The organism is Sulfuracidifex metallicus DSM 6482 = JCM 9184, assembly GCA_032834875.1.
GTDB classification, from domain to species: Archaea; Thermoproteota; Thermoprotei_A; order Sulfolobales; family Sulfolobaceae; genus Sulfuracidifex; species Sulfuracidifex metallicus.
The window spans coordinates 1,201,329-1,222,339 of sequence record CP135238.1 but is presented as its reverse complement, the minus strand read 5'-3'; the positions used below and the strand labels follow the sequence as shown (position 1 = coordinate 1,222,339).

The 21,011-nt window shown below is 38.7% G+C and carries 20 protein-coding genes and 4 pseudogenes; 16 read left to right on the top strand and 8 right to left on the bottom strand.

Going from position 1 to position 21,011, the window contains the following annotated elements:
- Positions 1-621: 621 nt before the first annotated feature.
- Entirely contained in the window at positions 622-1,452 is an 831-nt protein-coding gene (locus RQ359_RS06815; RefSeq protein WP_162199601.1) for a DUF929 family protein, read from the bottom strand.
- Positions 1,453-1,865: 413 nt separating this feature from the next.
- On the opposite strand from RQ359_RS06815, the gene RQ359_RS06810 reads away from it, so the two are divergent.
- Entirely contained in the window at positions 1,866-3,263 is a 1,398-nt protein-coding gene (locus RQ359_RS06810) for a 4Fe-4S binding protein (RefSeq protein WP_054839323.1), read from the top strand.
- A gap of 99 nt (positions 3,264-3,362) precedes the next feature.
- Here the strand turns inward: RQ359_RS06810 and RQ359_RS06805 are convergent, their stop codons facing one another.
- Positions 3,363-3,881 carry a winged helix-turn-helix domain-containing protein gene (locus RQ359_RS06805; protein ID WP_156017238.1) on the bottom strand — a complete coding sequence of 173 codons (519 nt, stop codon included), beginning with the start codon at positions 3,879-3,881 and terminating at the stop codon, positions 3,363-3,365.
- A gap of 187 nt (positions 3,882-4,068) precedes the next feature.
- Here RQ359_RS06805 and RQ359_RS06800 point away from each other — a divergent pair, with 187 nt between their 5' ends.
- The 3 genes from RQ359_RS06800 to RQ359_RS06790 all read left to right on the top strand — a co-directional run bounded on the left by RQ359_RS06800 (position 4,069) and on the right by RQ359_RS06790 (position 6,705).
- Positions 4,069-5,202 carry a hypothetical protein gene (locus tag RQ359_RS06800; RefSeq protein ID WP_420856770.1) on the top strand — a complete coding sequence of 378 codons (1,134 nt, stop codon included), beginning with the start codon at positions 4,069-4,071 and terminating at the stop codon, positions 5,200-5,202.
- Positions 5,203-5,614: 412 nt separating this feature from the next.
- On the top strand, positions 5,615-5,842 hold the full coding sequence (locus RQ359_RS06795; protein WP_054839259.1) for a hypothetical protein: 228 nt from the start codon (positions 5,615-5,617) through the stop codon (positions 5,840-5,842).
- 35 nt (positions 5,843-5,877) lie between these two features.
- Positions 5,878-6,705, top strand: a complete 828-nt coding sequence (locus RQ359_RS06790; RefSeq protein ID WP_162308996.1) for a zinc ribbon domain-containing protein — start codon at positions 5,878-5,880, stop codon at positions 6,703-6,705.
- A gap of 88 nt (positions 6,706-6,793) precedes the next feature.
- Here RQ359_RS06790 and RQ359_RS06785 read toward each other — a convergent pair.
- Both RQ359_RS06785 and RQ359_RS06780 read right to left on the bottom strand, forming a co-directional pair.
- Positions 6,794-6,871 (bottom strand): annotated as a pseudogene (locus tag RQ359_RS06785) (transposase); the annotation flags it as partial.
- Between the two features lie 226 nt (positions 6,872-7,097).
- Positions 7,098-8,604, bottom strand: a pseudogene (locus RQ359_RS06780) (APC family permease).
- A 390-nt stretch (positions 8,605-8,994) separates the two neighbouring features.
- Here RQ359_RS06780 and RQ359_RS06775 point away from each other — a divergent pair.
- Together RQ359_RS06775 and RQ359_RS06770 are read left to right on the top strand one after the other, a co-directional pair.
- Positions 8,995-10,179: an MFS transporter gene (locus RQ359_RS06775; protein ID WP_338116995.1), complete on the top strand. Its 1,185-nt coding sequence runs from the start codon at positions 8,995-8,997 to the stop codon at positions 10,177-10,179.
- Positions 10,180-10,446: 267 nt separating this feature from the next.
- Positions 10,447-11,229, top strand: coding sequence for an XdhC family protein (locus RQ359_RS06770; RefSeq protein ID WP_156017246.1), 783 nt, complete (start codon positions 10,447-10,449; stop codon positions 11,227-11,229).
- Here RQ359_RS06770 and RQ359_RS06765 read toward each other — a convergent pair.
- The 3 genes and pseudogenes from RQ359_RS06765 to RQ359_RS06755 form a co-directional block, all read right to left on the bottom strand.
- Positions 11,149-11,568: a DUF1286 domain-containing protein gene (locus RQ359_RS06765; protein ID WP_156017249.1), complete on the bottom strand. Its 420-nt coding sequence runs from the start codon at positions 11,566-11,568 to the stop codon at positions 11,149-11,151. The two genes, RQ359_RS06770 and RQ359_RS06765, sit on opposite strands and share 81 nt — an antisense overlap.
- A gap of 297 nt (positions 11,569-11,865) precedes the next feature.
- Positions 11,866-12,170 (bottom strand): annotated as a pseudogene (locus RQ359_RS06760) (type II toxin-antitoxin system RelE family toxin).
- Between the two features lie 56 nt (positions 12,171-12,226).
- Positions 12,227-12,740: pseudogene (locus tag RQ359_RS06755) on the bottom strand (DUF1286 domain-containing protein).
- A 37-nt stretch (positions 12,741-12,777) separates the two neighbouring features.
- Here RQ359_RS06755 and RQ359_RS06750 point away from each other — a divergent pair.
- The 5 genes from RQ359_RS06750 (at position 12,778) to RQ359_RS06730 (ending at position 16,855) form a co-directional block, all read left to right on the top strand.
- Positions 12,778-13,224, top strand: a complete 447-nt coding sequence (locus RQ359_RS06750) for an EVE domain-containing protein (protein WP_054839356.1) — start codon at positions 12,778-12,780, stop codon at positions 13,222-13,224.
- A gap of 227 nt (positions 13,225-13,451) precedes the next feature.
- A complete protein-coding gene (locus RQ359_RS06745; protein WP_054839357.1) occupies positions 13,452-14,702 on the top strand; it encodes an MFS transporter in 1,251 nt (416 codons plus the stop codon).
- Between the two features lie 121 nt (positions 14,703-14,823).
- Positions 14,824-15,678, top strand: coding sequence for an SPFH domain-containing protein (locus tag RQ359_RS06740; protein WP_156017259.1), 855 nt, complete (start codon positions 14,824-14,826; stop codon positions 15,676-15,678).
- On the top strand, positions 15,662-16,111 hold the full coding sequence (locus RQ359_RS06735) for a hypothetical protein (RefSeq protein WP_054839353.1): 450 nt from the start codon (positions 15,662-15,664) through the stop codon (positions 16,109-16,111). Before RQ359_RS06740 ends, RQ359_RS06735 begins: the two co-directional genes overlap by 17 nt.
- A gap of 294 nt (positions 16,112-16,405) precedes the next feature.
- Positions 16,406-16,855: a hypothetical protein gene (locus RQ359_RS06730; protein ID WP_054839352.1), complete on the top strand. Its 450-nt coding sequence runs from the start codon at positions 16,406-16,408 to the stop codon at positions 16,853-16,855.
- Positions 16,856-17,447: 592 nt separating this feature from the next.
- Here RQ359_RS06730 and RQ359_RS06725 read toward each other — a convergent pair.
- Complete coding sequence (locus RQ359_RS06725; protein ID WP_054839405.1) at positions 17,448-17,918, bottom strand: hypothetical protein; 471 nt, start codon at positions 17,916-17,918, stop codon at positions 17,448-17,450.
- 314 nt (positions 17,919-18,232) lie between these two features.
- Here RQ359_RS06725 and RQ359_RS06720 point away from each other — a divergent pair, with 314 nt between their 5' ends.
- From RQ359_RS06720 to RQ359_RS06700, 5 genes are all read left to right on the top strand, one after another.
- Positions 18,233-19,102: an SPFH domain-containing protein gene (locus RQ359_RS06720; protein WP_156017262.1), complete on the top strand. Its 870-nt coding sequence runs from the start codon at positions 18,233-18,235 to the stop codon at positions 19,100-19,102.
- Positions 19,103-19,267: 165 nt separating this feature from the next.
- The gene (locus RQ359_RS06715) at positions 19,268-19,639 is read left to right on the top strand and encodes a GNAT family N-acetyltransferase (protein ID WP_054838704.1); all 372 of its coding nucleotides are present in this window, start codon (positions 19,268-19,270) and stop codon (positions 19,637-19,639) included.
- Positions 19,640-19,721: 82 nt separating this feature from the next.
- Complete coding sequence (locus tag RQ359_RS06710; protein ID WP_156017265.1) at positions 19,722-20,123, top strand: hypothetical protein; 402 nt, start codon at positions 19,722-19,724, stop codon at positions 20,121-20,123.
- Positions 20,110-20,514 carry a hypothetical protein gene (locus RQ359_RS06705; protein WP_156017268.1) on the top strand — a complete coding sequence of 135 codons (405 nt, stop codon included), beginning with the start codon at positions 20,110-20,112 and terminating at the stop codon, positions 20,512-20,514. Before RQ359_RS06710 ends, RQ359_RS06705 begins: the two co-directional genes overlap by 14 nt.
- Positions 20,507-20,884 (top strand): DUF123 domain-containing protein, encoded by a 378-nt coding sequence (locus RQ359_RS06700; protein ID WP_054838701.1) that lies wholly within the window; start codon positions 20,507-20,509, stop codon positions 20,882-20,884. Before RQ359_RS06705 ends, RQ359_RS06700 begins: the two co-directional genes overlap by 8 nt.
- Positions 20,885-21,011 lie beyond the last annotated feature (127 nt).

Here is a 21,011-nt window from a genome sequence, read left to right as displayed (position 1 = left end):
TTCCGTAAATGTCATGAATTACAGAGAAGGGGGTTAAGGGGGCGGAAAGCCTCGCCTTTTAAGGCGGGGATGGATAGCCCCCTTATAAAAGGTTTAAATATTTCTTTTTTCAAAAATCTTTTAGTGACGCTAACGATGCTCCTCCCCAGCTCGATTGGGGGCTTAATGGGACTGTGAGAGGAGCAACCATCATCTTCCTTTTCCTTCAAGGGACTAGAGCTCAGCAATGAAAGTCCCCTACCCACTCTGTCCAAATGGGAGTGGTTCTCTGAGCCACTCGACTGCCCACCAAATGAGAGATGTAATCCCGAATCGATGGTGGGAACTATGAACCCTCTGGAGGGGAACCCTCGCCCTTCCAGGGCGGGGAGGAAGTCAGGTCGAATCCATCTAAAGTTAGATCTATCATGTATTGAAAAAGGAAATATATGTTTAAAAAGAGTTACTCTACTGAAATGCTGAACCAAGAAAGTTGTCAGGAAATAGATCTCCTATGGTTAACATATCGTTTTTCCTATTTAACATAAATATAATTTTTGATTTTTACCTAAAGTTTAAGCGCTCTCCCTTTTATTTTTGTATTTATATAATTTTTCTTTTTATATGCATTATAGTAGAGTTTCACCCTATCACTTGATCTCCGAAATACTCTAGCTGAAGCAGCTGGCTTAGGTCCTTTATTGTAGGTTCATTACATACGCTCGAAGGCTGTCCTCCATCCATTGAACATGCAGCAGCAGTAATCTCGTTAGCCGAATCTATTACTTGCTGTCTGAACTGCGTGTTTCCTTGTAATTGTGAAACTACGTAAGACCAACTCTGTCCGTTAATTAATCCTGGATTTACCGAACTACCGTTCTGTACTAGTTCTCCTCCTATAATTATGAAAGGAATTGAGGAATGAAAGTCCTTCCAAACAGAGGAGTAGTTCTGAGGCACTGACATTAAGGCATCGTGAGATCTATTCTGGTACTCATAATACTGGAAGCAGATGTAGTTGCTGGTATATGTAGAGTTATAGAAAGTTACAGTTGGCGTGTTAGGAAAAACGTCATTTGGAGACGACATCATGTAGTGCAGATTAGAGAATTCGCCAAACCTTGAAAGAGCTATTACAAGAGCCCATCTTTCTGCTGCACAGAAAGGACACCACTCTGCCCCAACGTAGACTATAAGGAGTTTATGATGAACGGTCAGGGGAAAAGTCTGATTAGGAAAGAACTGAGTTCCGTTAATTCTATAGAATATCGAACTGTACGAAGTGTTAGGTAATCCGTAATATCCAGAAACTGAATTGAACACAGAATAATAGGAAGATGGAATAGGCTTTCCTATTTTCTCTAGCATTCCTTGTTCTGAAGCGTAACCAGAATAAATGTAAGCACCTATTACTATCGCTATAATCAGAAACCCCGTCAGGTAAAACTTCTTCTTGCTCTGTCTCCTTGGCATGAAGTTGATTATTTTACATGATAATATAAATGTTTTAGGTGAGATAACTTTTTCATCAAGTGAATTCTGCATGAGCCTTGAGATATCTTTCATATAGAAAAATGGTTTAGCATTGTGTACGCTTAGCCTACAAAATATGAGTGATAAGGTTTTTCTCTGTTATTTAGGAATTGCGTCTCTTATATGTAATAAATTACCATAGTCTAATTCCAAGAAAGCATTGAAGTCCACTTATGACTTTGTACACATAGAAGGTTAAATTATGGAGGGAACATAAGATGGTTCCTCCTACGTATAATTGAATAGAATAATTAAACTTAAGATATAATTTATAGATTAGAATGAGCCATATAATTTAAAACTATTGGGTAAATGCTTATTTTTGTCCTCCCTTCTAATTCCCTTTGATAGAAATGGGAGCTAATTCCAGTTTATTCACATTATTCTCAAGATATTTCTCATTGGCGGCAGTCGCAATGGGCTCTCTAACAGCTACGTCTCTAGGCTGGATTTATGCTCTAATTGCAGGGATATCTCTTGGTCTATTAATGAACTCAGCCTATATAAACAGGAACAAAGGAACTGGAGAGGAACTTAAGCTAGAACTGACTTTACTAGCGTCATCCTTTATAGCGTTAGTATCGCTGCTTACACTGAGATATTTATCCTTATTGGATCTTCCTTTAGCTCTCACTTTTGTGATAAAAGCTCCACAAGTAAAAAGTTACATAAGGGATAGAAGAGTTGCCTTTACTTTCCTTGTAACATCTTTCGCCTCGTTCCTTTCGTTGTCTTATCTGTTCGGTTTCTTCACGGGAAACACCCCTTCTCCGGCGTTTGGTTTATTTCCAGTTTATCTATTTCCTTTTGATCTGATATCAATAGTTGCAGGAATAACTGGCTCTTCAAATTTCTCAGTTGTATTTGGTCTAGGATTACTAACCGTTGTATTATATAAAATGAAAGAGATCAAAAAGTTAAGTAATAGAGTGAGGATGGGATTAATGCTCTTGGCTTACTTTGTGTATTCCACGTATATACCAGACTTCTCACCCATCTCCTCCAGCGTTCAATACATACCTTATATGTGGTTCAACGGCTTAGGTACATATGGAGGAATAGAACCTTCCTTACTAGTTGGAATACTTGGAACCTTCGCAGTTACCTCTGCTATATCTTACATGTTCGGATCTAGACAGATATGTTCGGTAACCTGTACTGCTCCTTACATGTTACAGGGACCCTTTATGGACAGCATGAAGAGATATAACAGAACTTCCACCTTAGGAAGGAAGACCTTAACTTCTAGGTTAGCCACATGGTATAAGGCTATAATGTGGGCTACTTGGAGCTCACTTTTGGCTGCAGCAATTCTCTCTTACTTAAATTATCTAGGAGTAACTGACGTATCAATCTTAGGTAACGATCCTACGGTATTTTACGTTATTTTATACTTCAACTTCTTGTGGTACGTTCAGTTCTTGCTCATGCCATACTTCGGAAACTATGCCTGCGTAAATCACGGAATATGCACTTGGGGGTCTTTCAATCAATTGTTCGGATATTTAGGTCCGTTTAAACTCAAGGTTAAGGACCCAAGTACTTGCCTTACATGTAAGACTGTGGATTGTGCAAAGGCTTGTCCTGTTGGCTTAACTGATATGAGATCTTCCTTTATTAAGAAAGGCGAGTTCAAGTCCTTCAAATGCATCGGAGTGGGTGAATGTATAGACGATTGTCCTCATGACAACATTTTCATTTACGACATACGGAACGTAGTTAAGGAAAGGTTAGGATTCAACAAAATTTAAGTTGCTAAAGTGCAATCTTTTTCTTAATTCGTTTTCCAATTGCATGAACTTAAATTTTGAGTATTTATAATTAACTTAATTATATAGGATAGAGAAAATCTATTGACCTTTCATCTTAATGTCCTTTATTCCCTTTTCTGCACTCTCTTCTAGCATTGAAAGCTTCCTCAATATTTCGTCTGGCTTAGACATAACTATCTTAAGGGATTTGATGAAAACCAGAGATGCATAATCTATAGGATCAATTCCGTTGGGTATCTCGTTATTATCATCAATGTACTTGAATATTTCGCGGTTTAAATCCTTCCATACGGAAGCCACTGGAATTATGCTCCCATTTAAGAACGAGAAATCCTCATCTATGAAGATTACAGCGCTAGATCTATAAATTCTAAGCACTGGCCCACCTATCTTTTTCTTTTGCCTTACGAACTTAATAATACCAGCATTCTCCATGTCATTGACCCTCTTCCAGACTGCCAATATTGGTTTGTTAAGCTTCTTCATAAGATCTAAGGGAGTAAGCTCATTCTTTATCAGAAGTTCTACAATTTTTTGGTTTACAGGATCAGCAAATATCTGAATATCCTTCTTTTTCACCGTCATATAAACTTGCATTGTGTCACTTATTATCTATTATTGAAGAGATGTTATTTAAGCATATTCTAGATATTCGTTCTATAAAAGCTTTTATACTCCTACCTTCCTCTTTAAAAGTTTATTCATTTAATAGTAATTTATAAACCAGTACCTATCAATTATATTAATGAAGCCTTATATTAGTAAACGAAAAGGAAAAGTTAGCGTGGCGGCTTCAACAACTGTCTATATAGCTGTTATAGTAATATTAATAATATTAGCAGCTATAGGTTTTGGTCTTTACGCTACTAAGTCAGTTGCTCCAGTTACTTCTACTAGCGTATCTACTGTGACTAGTGTAAGCACAACAACTGTTCCTACAACCGTAACTTCTTCTACTACTGCAACAGCTAACGTAACTACTACTGTGACCAGCACTACTACTACTACAAAAACTGCTACCGTAACTTCATTGCCTCCAAGCGACGAAATCCTGCTCAACGACTCAGGAACCTTGTACAACAACATGGTAATAACTCAACATTACACAGCAAACTACGCATGTGAGAACACTTCCTCAGTTCAGTCATTATTCAGCGGACTTCCAGGTCAGGAACAGCAGAGCACTGACTGCGAGGTTGGAGTTGGCGTAGTACCTTCTGGCACTTTGCCTCTATTCGTCTTGACCCCTGCATACGCTGGGCTATCCATATTCGGATATCAACCTTTAGGCGCAACCCCTGAGGGATTCCCAACCTTCACCTACAACGGCACAACTCACGTGGTATTAACCAACTGCCCAGGAATGGGAGCTTCAAACCCAGCATTAATGTGCGTAGACCATCCTTTCCTACTTTACTCTCCATACTTCACAGCAGTTGAGCAGCACTTGGGAATAAAGAACGGACTGAACGTAACCTTGAGCAACGGACAGACAGTTCACGCTGACGAAGGAGTACTATTCACCCCTGCACACACACACCTCATAGCGACAAGCACAGGAAACAGCTCAATAGGCTGGTACTTGGTTGTTGTACTAGTTATGGATCCAAACATAATGCCCAACCCAATAACTGGTCAATGCCAGGACGTAGTTCCAAGCAACTTAACAGACCCTACAGCCAACTGTTTGACAAACATTACTTCATTGGAGCACGCAATGACAACTTATGACAGCGCTGTAATAGCTGCAAACGCAAATAACCCAATATGGCAGACTCTTAACGACGCATTCCACGTTGGAGGACTTCAGGTAATAGTTCCAGGCTTAAACAGTCCAGCTGACTTAATGAACACTTCCAACACTAACGTAGTACTGTACTTCAGCACTCCAAACATGTACCCACCAAACCCAATCTAACAACTTAAGCTACTTTTATAAATCTCTTTTTAAAAATAAAAATTTTTTATTTTTATATAAAACACTATAACTCTACATGTTCAGTTAATTTTTATCATTATTCTACCATCTCTACTGCTATTGAACAGTGATCTTTATGGTTCTTGATTTCTAGAGGATACGTCCTTCTCCTTTTATAATTCCCAGCTGAAGACCTAAGATTGTTAAGCGGTATCTAGTTTTCTTCCTTGAACCTCTGGTAGCATGTAAGAAATCTTTTCTTCTTCTTAAAAATGTCATGAACGATTTATAATATTAATAATCAAAGCTAAACGTTAAAAAATAAGATATGGCAATTCCATAGCTAATATGGTCTTCTCCACCTACTATCTATTTTATATAACAATTCTTAGAAAGAAGTATATATTAGCCTATGCGTAAAATAGTCTATAGATCAAGGGCAGGAAAGACAGTAGTGCTATACCTAGATCACGAAGTAAGGGTAACAGGCGATTTCTTCGCCGAAGAAGAGGACTTAATTAAAGTGGAAGAAGAGCTATCTCAATGCAAGAAACCTTCAAGGGAAATCCTAGGGGTAGACATGGAAGAGCTTTTTAGTTTGATCAAGGAAAACTTCGAACACTGCATAGGCAAGGTCTGAAAGCATTTTTTATTCGTCGTGCATAAATGGGGTTAATGAAATGCCCTAGGTGCGGTTACGAGAATCCTCCTAACGCTCATTTATGCGAGAAATGCAGATATCCCCTATTTCCTAACACAGAAGAGCCACACACAGATAGAAAGTGCCCTAGGTGCGGTTACGAGAATCCTCCTAACGCTCATTTATGCGAGAAATGCAGATATCCCCTTAACGTTCCAGTAGTGAAGTTTCAGGCAGAGAGTAAACCGGAAGTTCCTCCCGAAGTAATGAAGGGAATGAGTAACTTAAGACTTTTCTCCTCTTATTACGTTTTGGCTTTCCTTATATTCCAAGCTTCAATTTCAGTCATTAGCTTTAACAGAACTCTTGCAGAAGGCGTAGCTGTAGCTAGTGGACTATTGATGCTATTATCCTTGAGGTATCTTTACGACGCCACAGGATTTCTAATAAGAAAAGATAAAGCTCTAATAAACAGAGTAGGGGTATACGTATCTATAATCTCCACTTTCCTAGTGGGAGCTGGCGGATATGAGATATTGCCCTACGTGAAGCCCAATGAGACGGTGAACTTGGTCACATCTCATGGGATAATGGTAGCCTCTTTCCTGCTTGTTGGAGGAATCCTACTTTTCTTGGTGGGAAACGTCCTTTCAGTAGTTTTAACTCAATTTGAATTGAGTAGAGAATTCGGGAACCAATTCAGAAGAGCTGGACAACTTTTCCTGATATCCTTCGTTTTAGGTCTGTTAACTTTCATATTTCCTTTGATGGAACTGATATCCTTCTTCGTATTGCTCTACGCCTCATATCTTGTCACTGACGCTTCCGTTAAGTCTTCAAACGGATATAATAGAAAGGTTTAACCTGGTGAATTACCCCGCACGGACAAGGCTTCCTGCTTCCTAGCCACAGCTTGCCAGGGGTAGAGGGCTGTGCTCCACAAGCCATTTAGTGAAAATACGCGTCTGCCCAGCATAGGGTGTTGTATACTTCACACGCTAACCTCAACTGGGCTTTCAACGCCCTCAACGTTCCTTCGTCAGCGTAAGCACGGAACGGAACCCTACGTCGGCATTAACAGAAGATCGTAGACTCTGATATTTAATTATAAGGGCTAATCAATACCCTCACGGAAGAGGGTCTTCCGCCCACTTAACCTCCCTTAGGACAAAAAGAGTGAGAATGAGAAAAGTAAAAGAAAAATGGGAAACATTTTATTTAAGGTATGGTTTAGTCATTCATTTAGGTTTCAACCTCACTCTGGTGGGATTTCCTTGAAGTTGAGATCTATGTTGATGCCTCTCCTATAATTCATAGTTCTAGAAATAATGTAAATTACTGCTCCTAATCCTATGAGAGATACTATATATGCTATACCAGGGAGAAAAGGTTTACCATCACTCACTACTCCGAAGTAGGGATTTATGAAGGCTTGATAACCCATGAAGATCATTAATATAGCTGAAAGTATTCCTAGAATCGATATGGTTATACTTCCGTTTCTAATCCCTACCCTCACGCCGGTTATTCCAATCAGAAAGAGGTAAGCTATAGCCAAAGGAGTGTAACTATACAATGCCTGAACTCCTTCTGGACTAACGATGGGGAACAAAAGGAATATCATCGTGACCACAAGGTCTAACATGTGTGCGTATATTGGCGACCCCTCCTTGTTTAATCTTGAGAACAGCTCAGGGAAAAGCCTATCGAAGGAAAATGCAAACACGTATCTGGCGAATACTACTACCCCAAAAGCCATTACGAAGAACTCCCACGCGATTAAGCTAGCTCCTATTATAACTTGAAGAATTGGGTTACTTACCGAAAGTGCTGCAGTCCAGAAGTTATAGGTCCCAGATGGATATAGCGACATATTGAATGAGTACCCTGCCTTCAAGTCCATGACATAGAAGGGCAAAGTTATCATAAGTAAAGTTAAGACGCTGCCCAAGATTACGTTATATTTCACGCTCCTATAATTCTTCATTTCTCCTGATACCGCTGGTCCTGCGTAAAGCCATATGTATGCAAACGAAGCGAAGTAAGGTATCATGAAAAGTGTCGCTCCCAAGTTAAATGAAGGGGCCAGTATAAGGTGAAGGAGTTACTCCCTCCTTCTCCATTACATTGATCACCTGCGCATGAAAGTCGTGAGCTATGAGAATTGAAGCAATAGCAAGGAAGATTCCTAGAGCTGACAATATTCCCAAAGCTGATACTAATCTGAAACCCCATTTTGGCTTCAATACGTTGACTGCAACGATTGCACTAAAAATTACTGCGGCTAGACCATAAATAAGCCACTCCTGTGTTATGGTCAAGTTTTCGTATGGGTTCACGAAGATGTTGTTTGCAAGGTAGCATAACTCGCTTATATGATCGCTAATTCCCACTGTTTCTAAGACGGAATTTATTGCGGCAACGGAGAAGAACGCTGAAAGAGCAAAATAAGGGGGCATATTGAAAGCTATAGCTATTCCCATAATGGAGCCTATTTTGCCGTTTAGATATCGGGAGAGCCAAACATAGTCTCCTCCAGTCCTATGGGTTTTGATGAGCAGATAAGTGTACAGCAACGAAAGCGGAAGCGTCGCAAGAAATGTGATCAGAGATGCGATCCATAGGACTGAGCCTGGTCTAACGTAAGGAGAAACTCCAGTGAAAACTGCTAGCCCTGCACCCATGTTGGCTACGTTTAACATAACAGCATCTAAGAGAGAAATCCTCTTCACTAATCCTGAGCTATTCCTTACGAACTGCATTTCGAGTTAAAATAATGGGCTGGAAATAAAAACCTTCCGAACACATGTTCGAATAAAGGAAGTATGTTTGAAGTATAGAAATTCTATAACTAGTCGCGATAAGATGATCTCTGTGTTTCTTTATTCCAAGACAAAACAATATATTAGTTGTTTTGTTTATCTACATACTGTATAGCGATTTCGCTTTTTACCTCATCAGGCCCTCTTCCTAAGGATTTTCTTTAAACATTATGTCCACGTTTCGCTCCATTTAAACGAAAAACTTTTTCTTGATTATATGCCAATTTTTGTTTATCATTATTAGGTTGCCACAATAACTCGATCTAGGTATTAACAGTTTATCTAAAAAAAGAAAGAAATCCTTTTTTACCTTAGTTTTTTTCTTTTGATGTGGAGAAGTATATTTACGCTACACTAGCCTCGTTCTCGTCTTGGGCAGGTAACATCTATGATCTACTCATCATAACCTATGTTTACGAATATCTCTCGAAGTACCTTGGGATGAACACTGCTGAAGGTACATTACTTTTCGCTCTAGGGTTAATATTCAGGGTAATAGGGGGCTACATTTTCGGCAAATATGCTGACTCTCACGGTAGGAAGGCTGTCCTAATCATGGGAACCGCTGGATACTCTCTTGCGCAAGCTGGAATAGCATTCTCACCCAGCATAATTGTAGTTCTAGCTTTCAGATCCATTCAGGGTTTAATGATGGGAGCTCAATGGACTGCAGGCACGGTAATAGCGTACGAAAATGCGCCTCTGAATTTAAGGAGTCTCATAAATGGGGTAGTTCAGGCTGGGTATGGAGTAGGGTATGCCATGACGGGAATATCGTTTTTAGTATTCTCCCCTCACATGGCCGGATTAGGTTGGAGGTTGTTCCTTTTAACTGGCAGTGTTCCCTTAATTGTAATACCTTTAATTCTTTCCAAGGTATCTGACGTAAAGACATTCTCTAAGAAAGCTGAGACTAAAGTAAATGTAAAGGAATATATAGGAGTACTAATTAGAGCTTCCCTAGTTATATCTGGCATGTTCTTCTCTTATTATTCAGTGTTTGCAGTTTATCCTGACTTTGTTGAAAGTTTGGGAATTTCTAAGTCGTTAGTAGGTGAGATAATGTTTGCTTCCAACATGGCTTTAGCTGTATCTTTCATCGTTTTCGGTAGAGTTGCTGACTACATAAGCAAGAGAAAGCTAATCATAATTGGAGTAGTTGGAGAAATGATTGGAATACCTATGATGCTTCCTTTAATTCATGTCTTACAAACGTTCTCCTTTATGGTAATAGGACTCGTGTTATATACTGTATCTACAGGATTCTGGCCCCTCGCACCTTTACTGGTCATCGAATCGGTTCCAGTTGAAGTGAGATCCGCATTAACTGGCTTATCCTATAACTTAGGTTCAGTTATGGGAGGAGTTGGGTCAATAGTAATGGGAACTTTAGTCACCTTGTTTGGAATAGGAAGTGCAGCTCTTTGGGGAAACGTTCTATGTTACACAGCACTCACGGTAGTCCTTGCAACTCTGCTTACATGGAACAAGGGAGGAAACAAGATCAGAATCTAGGAAGTATAGACATTAAATTAGGTTAATTCATTGAGTATAAATAAATTGCTAGAAGCTTATATCTAACAACATAAATATTAATTATAAATAAATATAATGATAGCTTGAGTCGGAGACATAAAAGAGCAAAATAAAGGAAACAATATTTACATAATAAATTGTTATAAAAAATTAAAAAGTTTCTACTTTTTATCTTACTTTTTCTCTTCTTTTAATAAACTTTGAAAGGTGAATGAATAAATACTTCCTAGCACAAAATTAATTCTCATGAGCAGTTGTGAAATATATCCCGTTATCGAGGAGCTGTCATTAAAAGGTAAGAAGTTCTGCATCGTAACTGAGGTATATCCTAACGGAAAAGTTAAGAGGGGCGTTGTATCAGAGGGTAAGGTTATAGTAGGCGAGATAGATCCCTTTGCGTTAGAGGGAAAAGAGGAAGTAGAAATTCAGGGGATGAAAGTGAAGATAATGACAGACTGTGCAGAGGGAAATCCAAACGTAATAGTCATAGGCAGTGGTAAGGTTGCCAGACACTTAGTTTCGTTAATGAACTTCCTGAATTATCCCGTCACGGTTGTAGGGGATCATGACGTTGATGATTCCTTTGAAGCAAATGTCGTTAACGATATGAAGCTCCTTCCCACGTTGATAGACGAGAATACCTTCGTAGTTGTAGCTAACGAAGGCGGAAAGCATTACGATGTGTCAGGAGTCGAAATGGCAATAAAAGGAGGGGCAAAATTCGTGGCTTTAATGGCAAGCAGGAATAGGGCAGCATTGGCAATTAAGAGGATGATTGACAGCGGAATAAAGGAGGAAGAAATAAAGAAAAGGTTTTACTCTCCTGCAGGGCTAGATTTAGGATCAAAAACGCCTCAGGAGATAGCGTTAAGCATTGCATCACAAATAGTTGCTATAGCTAGAGGAGGCGGAGGAGGGCATTACATGTTGAAGAAAGATCCTTATTCTCTAGTGGGTAAAGTTCAAGAAGAGAACTGTGTGTGGATAGACGAAAAGAAAGAGCATGAATACCCCAGCCAGCGCTGCTAGTCCGTTAGCGAAGGGATTGTTATATCTGAAGTGAGCTAATGCATATCTCCTCCACTTCCCTCCTTTTTTCACGTATACCCCTGCCTCAGTGAACATGTCTAAGAACATGTGGGAAGGACCAACCAAGACTGAAGCCACAGCCAACCACCACAAGTAGTACCCTAAAAAGTATCCCAACAGCAGAAAAGGTATTGAAGGTAGTAATCCCCATACCACTGAACGGGGATAGGTGTGAGTCAACGGAGTCCTTGTAGGTATCGTTCCTCTCCTGGTTTGTACCTCCTTGTGCCCCAGCCCGTCTATGATCAAGTTCCCTGCAATTGCTACCACTCCAGACAAACCAGATACACTTTCCGTGATCCTTAGAAATGGAAGAATGTATATAGCATATTATATACCATATACTCCAATAAGAGGAAGGTCTCTTTTATGATGCTATATTTAATCATAATATCGATTTTTTTTCTCAGTTAACTGGGGAGTTTATTCTAGACTGCACCTTTAATAACCTCTGTGAGAGATTTATACATATGAGAATTGTTGAAGATGAGTACGGTAATAAGTTCCTAGAAATCGAGAATGAGGAGGACTTTAAGAAGTTTAAGGAGGACTTATTAAAGAGAGCTAAGGAAAAGGCTAACGCCCGTAAGCCTTCTTATGAGACCCAACCTCCCAAATAAATACGATACAGTTTTTGAGTCAACGCTATAAAGAACCCTTATATCTCCCGTAACCTCTATTGAGAACATGTTATTTCCGTAAATATCATTTCCTAGCTTCTCTCTAGCATACCTGAAAGGATTTTCTTGTAATAGTTCCAATTTCTCCAAGATAAGCATTAACAGTTTGTCACTGAAGCTATCTAAAGCATAATCCATGAACTCTTCATAACTTCTGGCTTTTTTCATTAGGAACCTTATCTTCCACTTCTTACAACCCATACTAAAAGTAATAGAAAATATATTTAAAAACTTTTCTCTTTTCGTATAATATCTCATTAGGAATAATAGTTGTAATAATGATAATAATGATAGTAATGAATGCCGTGAATTGATGCTAAAAGCATGAATACCCCAGCCAGCGCTGCTAGTCCGTTAGCGAGAGGGATTGTTATATCTGAAGTGAGCTAATGCATATCTCCTCCACTTCCCTCCTTTTTTCACGTATACCCCTGCCTCAGTGAACATATCTAAGAACATGTGGGAAGGACCAACCAAGACTGAAGCCACAGCCAACCACCACAAGTAGTACCCTAAAAAGTATCCCAACAGCAGAAAAGGTATTGAAGGTAGTAATCCCCATACCACTGAACGGGGATAGGTGTGAGTCAACGGAGTCCTTGTAGGTATCGTTCCTCTCCTGGTTTGTACCTCCTTGTGCCCCAGCCCGTCTATGATCAAGTTCCCTGCAATTGCTACCACTCCAGACAACACCAAGTAGTAAGGCGTGAACATGCTCATAATCAGGGAAAGCAATCCAGTAGTGAAGAGGTAATGCGTAACTAACTTCATACATTATTTTTATAACTTTCATCTTATATCTCATCATGTGACTTACTGGATCGTACCAATCCAAGAGGACATGTGGGACGTGATACTCTCTGAAGGGATTTACGGTTACAAGGAGGATATAAGCAATTACATTAAGAACGGAGACTACCTAGTCATTTACGTGAGCAAGTACTATGCCAAGAAATATGGGGGTAAACTTGTTGGGGTAGTGAAGGCTGTATCAGATTGGTTTAAGGACGAAACTCCCATTTATCCAGAAGAGAAGATCAGAAACAAGGGAATATTCATCTATAGAATTAAGGTAGAGCCTATGGTCATAGGAGTTTGCGATTTCAAGCTAATACTTGATCAGATAGTTTTCATCGAAGATAAATCCCAAGTGGCAAAGTACCTACGCAACGCTCCAGCTAACATGAAGAGACCCATACCGGAAAGCGATGGAAAGATAATAGAACAGTGTCTAAAGGAAGAAAGGGGTAAATGACTCCACATAGAGAGTTGATAAGAAAGAGAAAAAAAGATGGGAAAAAGAATTACAAAGTATAGAGCAGGTTATGTCTCATTAACCTAAAAGGGAAAAAGGAAAAGTAGTCAACTCTATCTTTTTATATCATGTTCTTCATTAGTAGGATAATTTAAACTCTATTTGAAAGCTTTGGAATACATTAAATAATTTTAAAAAGGGAGTAACGTCCTTTCCTTTAGATGGGAATTCAACAGAAATCTGACTTCAAATGGATGTATACCGCTTTGCCTTTCAACGCATCTACGGGACCCCTATCCACGCTGATCACACTTGAGATACTTCGTCTTCACGGCAACGCCATAAATGTAGGTTTAGCAATATCCTTGGGAAATGCTATCCTTATACCAGCTTCTATAATTTGGGGTTTGATGGCAGATAGATACAGTAGAAAGTACCTAATTTTGACTAGTTTCGCAGGAACTGGAGCTTCCCTTTTAGCTATAGTGTTCCTGAATACTATCCCTTTAGTTTCTGCAGATTATGCGTTATCGGTCTTCTTTAGCACCGCGGCAAGTACCCCAATGAACCTCTTAATTATGGCAACTGCAGAAAAGAAGAAATGGGCTTCCGCATTTTCCAGACTTTCAATGGTGTCATCAATAGGCATGTTGTTGGGTTTGATAATATCCAGTGTGGCGGTTAACTTCGTTCCTCTCATACTGGTTATTCAAATAATGGGTTTGTTGTCCATTATTTCTCTCATTCTAGGCCTAAAGCTTATTCCAAGGTCTCCAATAAGGGTCGAAAGAGTCGCAATGGTTCATCATAGGGAATCTTTCTCAACCAGAATAAGAATGCTGCCTCTATTCTTTCTGCATTTACCTCAATTAGCACACTTTAAAATGTTCTCTATAAGGAGACTGAGGAGAAGACCGGTAAACTATATACCGATGTTGTACTTAGGAATAGTAGCGTTCTATTTCAGTAGTGGATTATTTAACACTGTATATCCCGCAGGGCTTTACACTCTAGGAGTAAGTAGCTCAATAGTCCTTGCCGTGATTTCGCTGGGAATGGTAGCTCAAACCCTGACTTTTTACTTCGCAGGTAAAGCTATAGAGGAAAGAGGAGAAAAACTTGTTGCTTCTTTCTCCTTGCTGGTTAGAGGTTTATCGTATGTTATAATGGGAATATCAACGCTTGCCACAACGGGAGCTATGGTAGTTATAAACTCCCTGTTTTATCCACTTGCTGCCGGATTCGCTTATTCTCTTTATTACTCATCCTCAACCACAATGATATTTAAGGTAGTGGGAGAGAGAAGACAAGGAACTGGATTAGGGGTTTATAGTACAGTGGTTGGAATAGCACTTCTGTTAGGCTCGTTAACTTCTGGTTATGTGAGTCACTTCTTAGGCTACGCGGTGGACTTTTCCATTGCAGGAGGAATCCTGTTAATGGACGCTTTACTATTCTCTAAGCTGGAGGAAGGTTAAAAATTAAAATGTATATAAATTGGAGGAAACTTTTATTCTATCTATTTTTTTTAAAAAAAGTAAAAATATCTAAATTCAAATAATGAGTAACCTTAATAATGATAATTTATTAAAAAATGTTATGTCTCTTCAATTTAGAGGTTCTGTAATTTCAACTGAAAGGGAGAACGGAACCTCAATGATGGCTGAAGATACCATAATTTTCCGTTATCCAAAGGAGGAGATAACCTCCAAGTCAATCATCTTCGTGCAGCCAAACGAACTTGCTGTTGTGGTAATTCAAGGGCAAGTTCAGGCTGTTTTGCCTCCTGGAACACATAACGTACAAAGTCCTCAGAATCCTTTATCGTCGTTCTTATCAAAAATGAGATATAACGGACTTCCTTTCGATACCATAGTGTATTTCTGTTCTTCGACGAGGCACGAAATAAGAGTAGTTGGGAACAGCCAAACTCAGGACTTAGTGCCATTGATTTACGAAGTCGCAGTGTATTATAGGGTAACAGATCCCTCAAAGTTGGTTTTCAATGTCCAATTTGGAAATAACGTGTTCAAGGATGCGGACTTAGGTAGATATATCTCTCCAATGATCGATCAGGAGGTAAGCCAAGTGATAAACTTCGTTAAGCTAGCGGAAATATATAGCAAGTTTAATGATATAACAACTGGAGTAACGGCTATATTGAAAAATTTCTTAGCAGAAATAGGAATTGAACTGATTTCTGTGAGGGTAATAAGGCTACTACCTGAGGACGATGAGTTGAGGAGAGTCATACAGCTACGCGACTTGGGAGTTGACGTTGAGAAGGCAATCAGGCTATACTTAGCAGGTTCCTTGGCTTCCAAGAACGATCCTGCTTCTGTAAATATGGCCTTAGGTATACCTTATTATCCAAACTTGTCTACTTTAGTTAACTTACCCGACAATCTAATTAAGGTAAACCTAAGGGGAAACGAAGATGAAAAGAAGGGCTGAGATCATTATAGCTATAGCTCTTATTATCCTTGGAGTTTCTTTAGCGGCTTACAGCCTTACTTCCGCGAATTTTAGAACTATCTCAGGCAATGGGATAATACCGCCTGAGGGAAATCTGAAAGTGCCTTATCCAGCTGATTCCCAAGTAATATTAACTCTAAATACTACCGAACCGGTTAACGTCAGCGGGATACCCCATAACGGAGAGAGCGATAATGATAGCGTAAATTACGTTTTGTGTTTCTTCTCTAGTGAAGAGGGAACAGCAGAAATACATAATGATGCTAACATAAGTGCTACGGTTTTCTACGATTTAGAATACTCAACCTCAAGTTCGGTGGGAAAGGAATTCATATTGATAGGAGGAGTAGTCTTTACAGCGCTAGGAGTTATACTAGCTATAGTAACTTACGCCAGGGGAAGGTCTCCTTAAATAAGACATTAGATAGCTTGTTTTAAATTTAGCATTATTAAACTATAGAACTATTTTTAGATATAATTAAAAGAAAAATAGAAATGTGAAGACAATATAAAATATTAATCCTTCATAATGCCGACATATACGTTTATGTTAGTTATCTTCCTTCACTTTTTTATTCTTAAAATGAGATTCTCTACCGTCATTGAATGAAAGTGAGTTAACCTTGGCAAATCATATTAAATTATCTTCTTTATAAATGAATAAGTTTTTTACCTTAGTTAGCATAAATATTTCTAGTGAAGAGACGTGGAGGCTAGGAGATTAAGTTGGAACATAGGGGCTGGCATACTTTACACAGTTTTCCTTACAATTGTGATCACATTGATTAACTTAATTAGCAAGTTGTTTTATCCTCCGTTTCCAGTTGACATTTCACCTTTGCTTTCGATCTACACATATCCTACATTATCCTTGATTGAAATACTAATGTTAATCCTACTTGTGGTCTTTGCCTATCCAATTAAAGGAACTATGCTAAATATTGAGCTTGAACAAGTTAGGAATCTTGCATTATTTGGGGCTATAGGATACTTGTTTCTGTCCATGATACCTTATGCAGTACATTCTCCATATCCGCAAACTTTCATAGGTCTCGTCGTAGTCTTCATTCTTTTTAATGGAATTTTCTCTGGAGTAATGGCTTCCCTAAGAGTCACAGACGAGAAAAGGGAGATAAGTAAAGGAAGGACTCACTGATTTTTATTGAAAGGAAAGGGTGGAGATTTAGTATACTCACAAATTTACGTTATTTACATACATGTATTTTTTCTCCCTCTTTATTCTGCTTTCACGTCAATGACTTGTGCTAGGTGCAGGCACGTTAAGGACGACCTAACTTCGGCTGATCGTACTTTCGTCTGTCCATAGAGCAGTTGGGCAGCAGACCGTAACTACAACGCTTCCCTCAATGTCCTGACTAGATTACTGTCCTACCATTGATTGGATAATCTTTAACATTTGTGAAACAGCAAAGAATAAGCCAAGATATCACAAAGGTTTGTACTATCGTCCATGAAGCATAATCAATGTAGAGACGTGAAGGATGGAGATATACACTGGTTACTCTATCCTTATGTTCATCAAGATCTAATGAAGTTGAGGAGTACTATCAACGTCATTAAAGGAGGTGCTGAAAATAAGCATTTAAATCTTAATAAGTGATTAAACTATAGAGGCTTTCCGCTCCTTAACTTATAAGGCAAGCTATCTCACCGTCATGTAGGGGTTTCTGACGAGAAAGACGAAGTAATCCCCTTTACAAGCTTCCATCTTATAAATGGTTTTCAATTTATTGCAGAAAGGGAAAGAATAGCCTTTGTCTTGTAATTAAAATTGACCTTATCTTTTCTATAAGCTCATTAATTCCATTTATATCACCGTCTAAAGCCGACTGAGAAAGATAGTTTGAAATATCTATAAGGGAACTGTCGTTTTGGACTATTTGCTCCAACGCTTCAGAAGTTATCTTATATCTAGCGTAGACGTCTGTCCCCCCACTCTGCATGGTAGCCATGTCTGCTATTAAAGATCTTAACTTAGAGTTAAGAATTTCAATCTGTTTAATAATGGATGAGAATGGATCTTGTTGAGCTATTAAAGACTCTCTATCTGATAGTTTGTTAATCGCGTTCTCCAAGTTTTGTCTGACGTAGTTTCTAACTAACATGTCATCTTGCCTTATAAGGTCCTTAACCTTGTAACCTCTATATCCAGGTATAAGTAGTTGCATTTTCTCTAAAGGTGTTAACTCTTTAGACATAAAATACACTTTCTTAGCCTAAAATAAATGTTTTATCCTAGTTTAGTGTTCACCATATTTTTAGCATGAGCCTATTCGTTGTGTTCAAGAAGTTCTAGGGGAAAGATCCACTAATCCTCGTTCATGAAGAAACAAATCATTTTAGATTATTTAAAGAAGCACGAATATGATAACTATCCCTTTGACCTCTAGATTTTATGAACAAGAAAAACCAAAAAGCTAATCTGAAATAACTAGATTGAATATATTAATAGATGGAGTATATTCTAATAATCAAAAACTTTTTCATCTCAGTCTACTTGTTCTAATTTAAGATGTCCCTCCAGTTTAGAGGTTCTGTAATTTCAACTGAAAGGGAGAACGGAACCTCAATGATGGCTGAAGATACCATAATTTTCCGTTATCCAAAGGAGGAGATAACCTCCAAGTCAATCATCTTCGTGCAGCCAAACGAACTTGCTGTTGTGGTAATTCAAGGGCAAGTTCAGGCTGTTTTGCCTCCTGGAACACATAACGTACAAAGTCCTCAGAATCCTTTATCGTCGTTCTTATCAAGGTTTAGATATAATGCTTTGCCTTTCGATACCATAGTGTTCTATACTTCGACCACAAGACATGAAATTAGGATTGTAGGTGTATCTCAAACTCAAGATTTAGTACCTTTAGAGTATGAAATAGCAGTGTATTATAGGGTAACAGATCCCTCAAAGTTGGTTTTCAATGTCCAATTTGGAAATAACGTGTTCAAGGATGCGGACTTAGGTAGATATATCTCTCCAATGATCGATCAGGAGGTAAGCTCTATAATAAATTATGTAAGGCTATCCGACATTTTCAAGAAGCTTGGCGATGTAAGTAATGCAGTTTTAGCCAGTCTAAAGGCTTTCCTTTCCGAAATAGGAATTGAACTGATTTCTGTGAGGGTAATAAGGCTGTTGCCCCAAGATGATGAGTTGAGGAGAGTCATACAGCTACGCGACTTGGGAGTTGACGTTGAGAAGGCAATCAGGCTATACTTAGCAGGTTCCTTGGCTTCCAAGAACGATCCTGCTTCTGTAAATATGGCCTTAGGTATACCTTATTATCCAAACTTGTCTACTTTAGTTAACTTACCCGACAATCTAATTAAGGTAAACCTAAGGGGAAACGAAGACAGGGAAAATACGGAAAACAGTAACAAATAACTTTTTTAACTACACAATTATCCCTTTTTTTAGATAAAAGGAAAAATAAAAGGTAGGGAACTCGTATGCACTTAAATTGTGTTTTAACAGGAAAATCGCGTTGAAATTATAAGAGAGATAGAGAGGAGGGATGTTGGGAGTCCCTTCTTCTCAGGAGATCCTAGGATGGACAAGTACTCTTTGAAGGACTACTACAAATGGAAGGAAAAGGGAGACATTGTACTTGTACTCGAAGATGAAGGAGAAATTAAGGGAGTGGTCGACATGGTAGATAAGGGAAATTACCTTCTCTTAGATATGATAGCAGTGAACAGATTATTCCGCGGAAAAGGTATAGGTTCCAAGATGCTGAGGAAAGTTGAAGAAATTGCTGCCTCCTTAGGAAAGAGAGGAGTCATGTTAGAGGCTTTAGAGTCCGCAGTCGATTTCTATCGTAAGAACGGTTTCGAATTCTCACACATCAGAATAGACAAGGAGTTCGGTTCATTATACGTTATGGTCAAGGAATTACGTCCTCTAGCTACGATTACGTCCTAGCCTATAATTTAACCATTTTTTCTTCTTTTTATACTTTCCTGATGAATATTCTTAAATAGTTAATTAGAAGTAATTGTTCTTAATGGACAGTGAGGATATTCTAAGGTGGTTAACTGGATTCTTGTCTTTGGCATGGGCTGTACTTCATATTGCTGCTGGCTATAACGCTGCCACCTTAGCGTCTAAAGCTATAGGTGAGTCATCTCTAGTCTTTGCCATATATTCAGAATACTTTGGGTTTAACGCAGCATTATATATCTTTGCTGGATATGAAATAATATCAGGAACAAGAAAATTACTAATACCGTTTACAATTCTGTTCATGTGGAATACAGCACTTCTTATAGAGTCTCATATTGCGCCAGCTCCAATCCTGGGAAAGACCTTGCCTATTATACCTCTGGTGTTTCCTGTGCTGGCTTTAGACTTCCTCCTTGTAGGAAGTACCATTTTAACGTGGTGGAAGTCAAGTGTCCGTGTCTGATAAAATCGTAACGTATGAGGGAGTGAATAGAATAATAAGAAATCCTTATCTAGCGTTGGTAGCTACTAAACATTTTCATGTAATTGGAGAGAACGGAAATAACGAGTATACTGTGGTGATGTATGAAAGGGAGAGCACGGCAAAGATCAGACTAGACGAAGATTTCGTCATTTATAGTATGAAGGTTAAAGATGAAGGAGTAGGTATAACTTACATTTTGGAGGAAGCAAAAAAGGGAGGGAATCAATATAAAATATCCTTTATGAAGAGTGGAAACAACTTGACTGTCTTGATAACAGGAAAGAAAGGGGGAGGGTTACTTAACAAGTCCCCTTTTATAGAGCCAGAACATTTAATAACACATATTAAGGAAATTCTCGGAAATGTATAGGAAAGGGTATATTGTTTTCTATAGCTGCAATAAAGGAGAAATTGTTACTAGATCAAGAAAGTTCGAAATAGAGGAAGGGCAGTACTTTTATGTAGGGTCTTGTGGAAGGAGTTGTAGCGACAGAATTTCTAGGCACATGAGAAAATGTAAGAACAAGTTTTGGCACGTTGATTACCTTACAGATTTATGTACTCCTCTAGGGTCGCTAATACTACCGATGGAAGAGAGGGAAATAGTTAAAATGTTTAAGGGTTTGCGTGTTATTCATCGGTTCGGCAACGGTGACGATAGAGAATCTGAAGGACATCTGTTTTTAGGGAGGATGAAAGACATAATTATTCTTGTACTTGAGAAAGTCTCTGTTAAATGATTTTTTCTCTATGTATGATTAGAATCTTATTACTAATACGGTCATGGGAAAAGAGGAGAAGAAATGGCCTCACTAACCAGATCTTTGACAAGATAGGAGAGAATGGAAGAAAAACAGAGGAACTCTT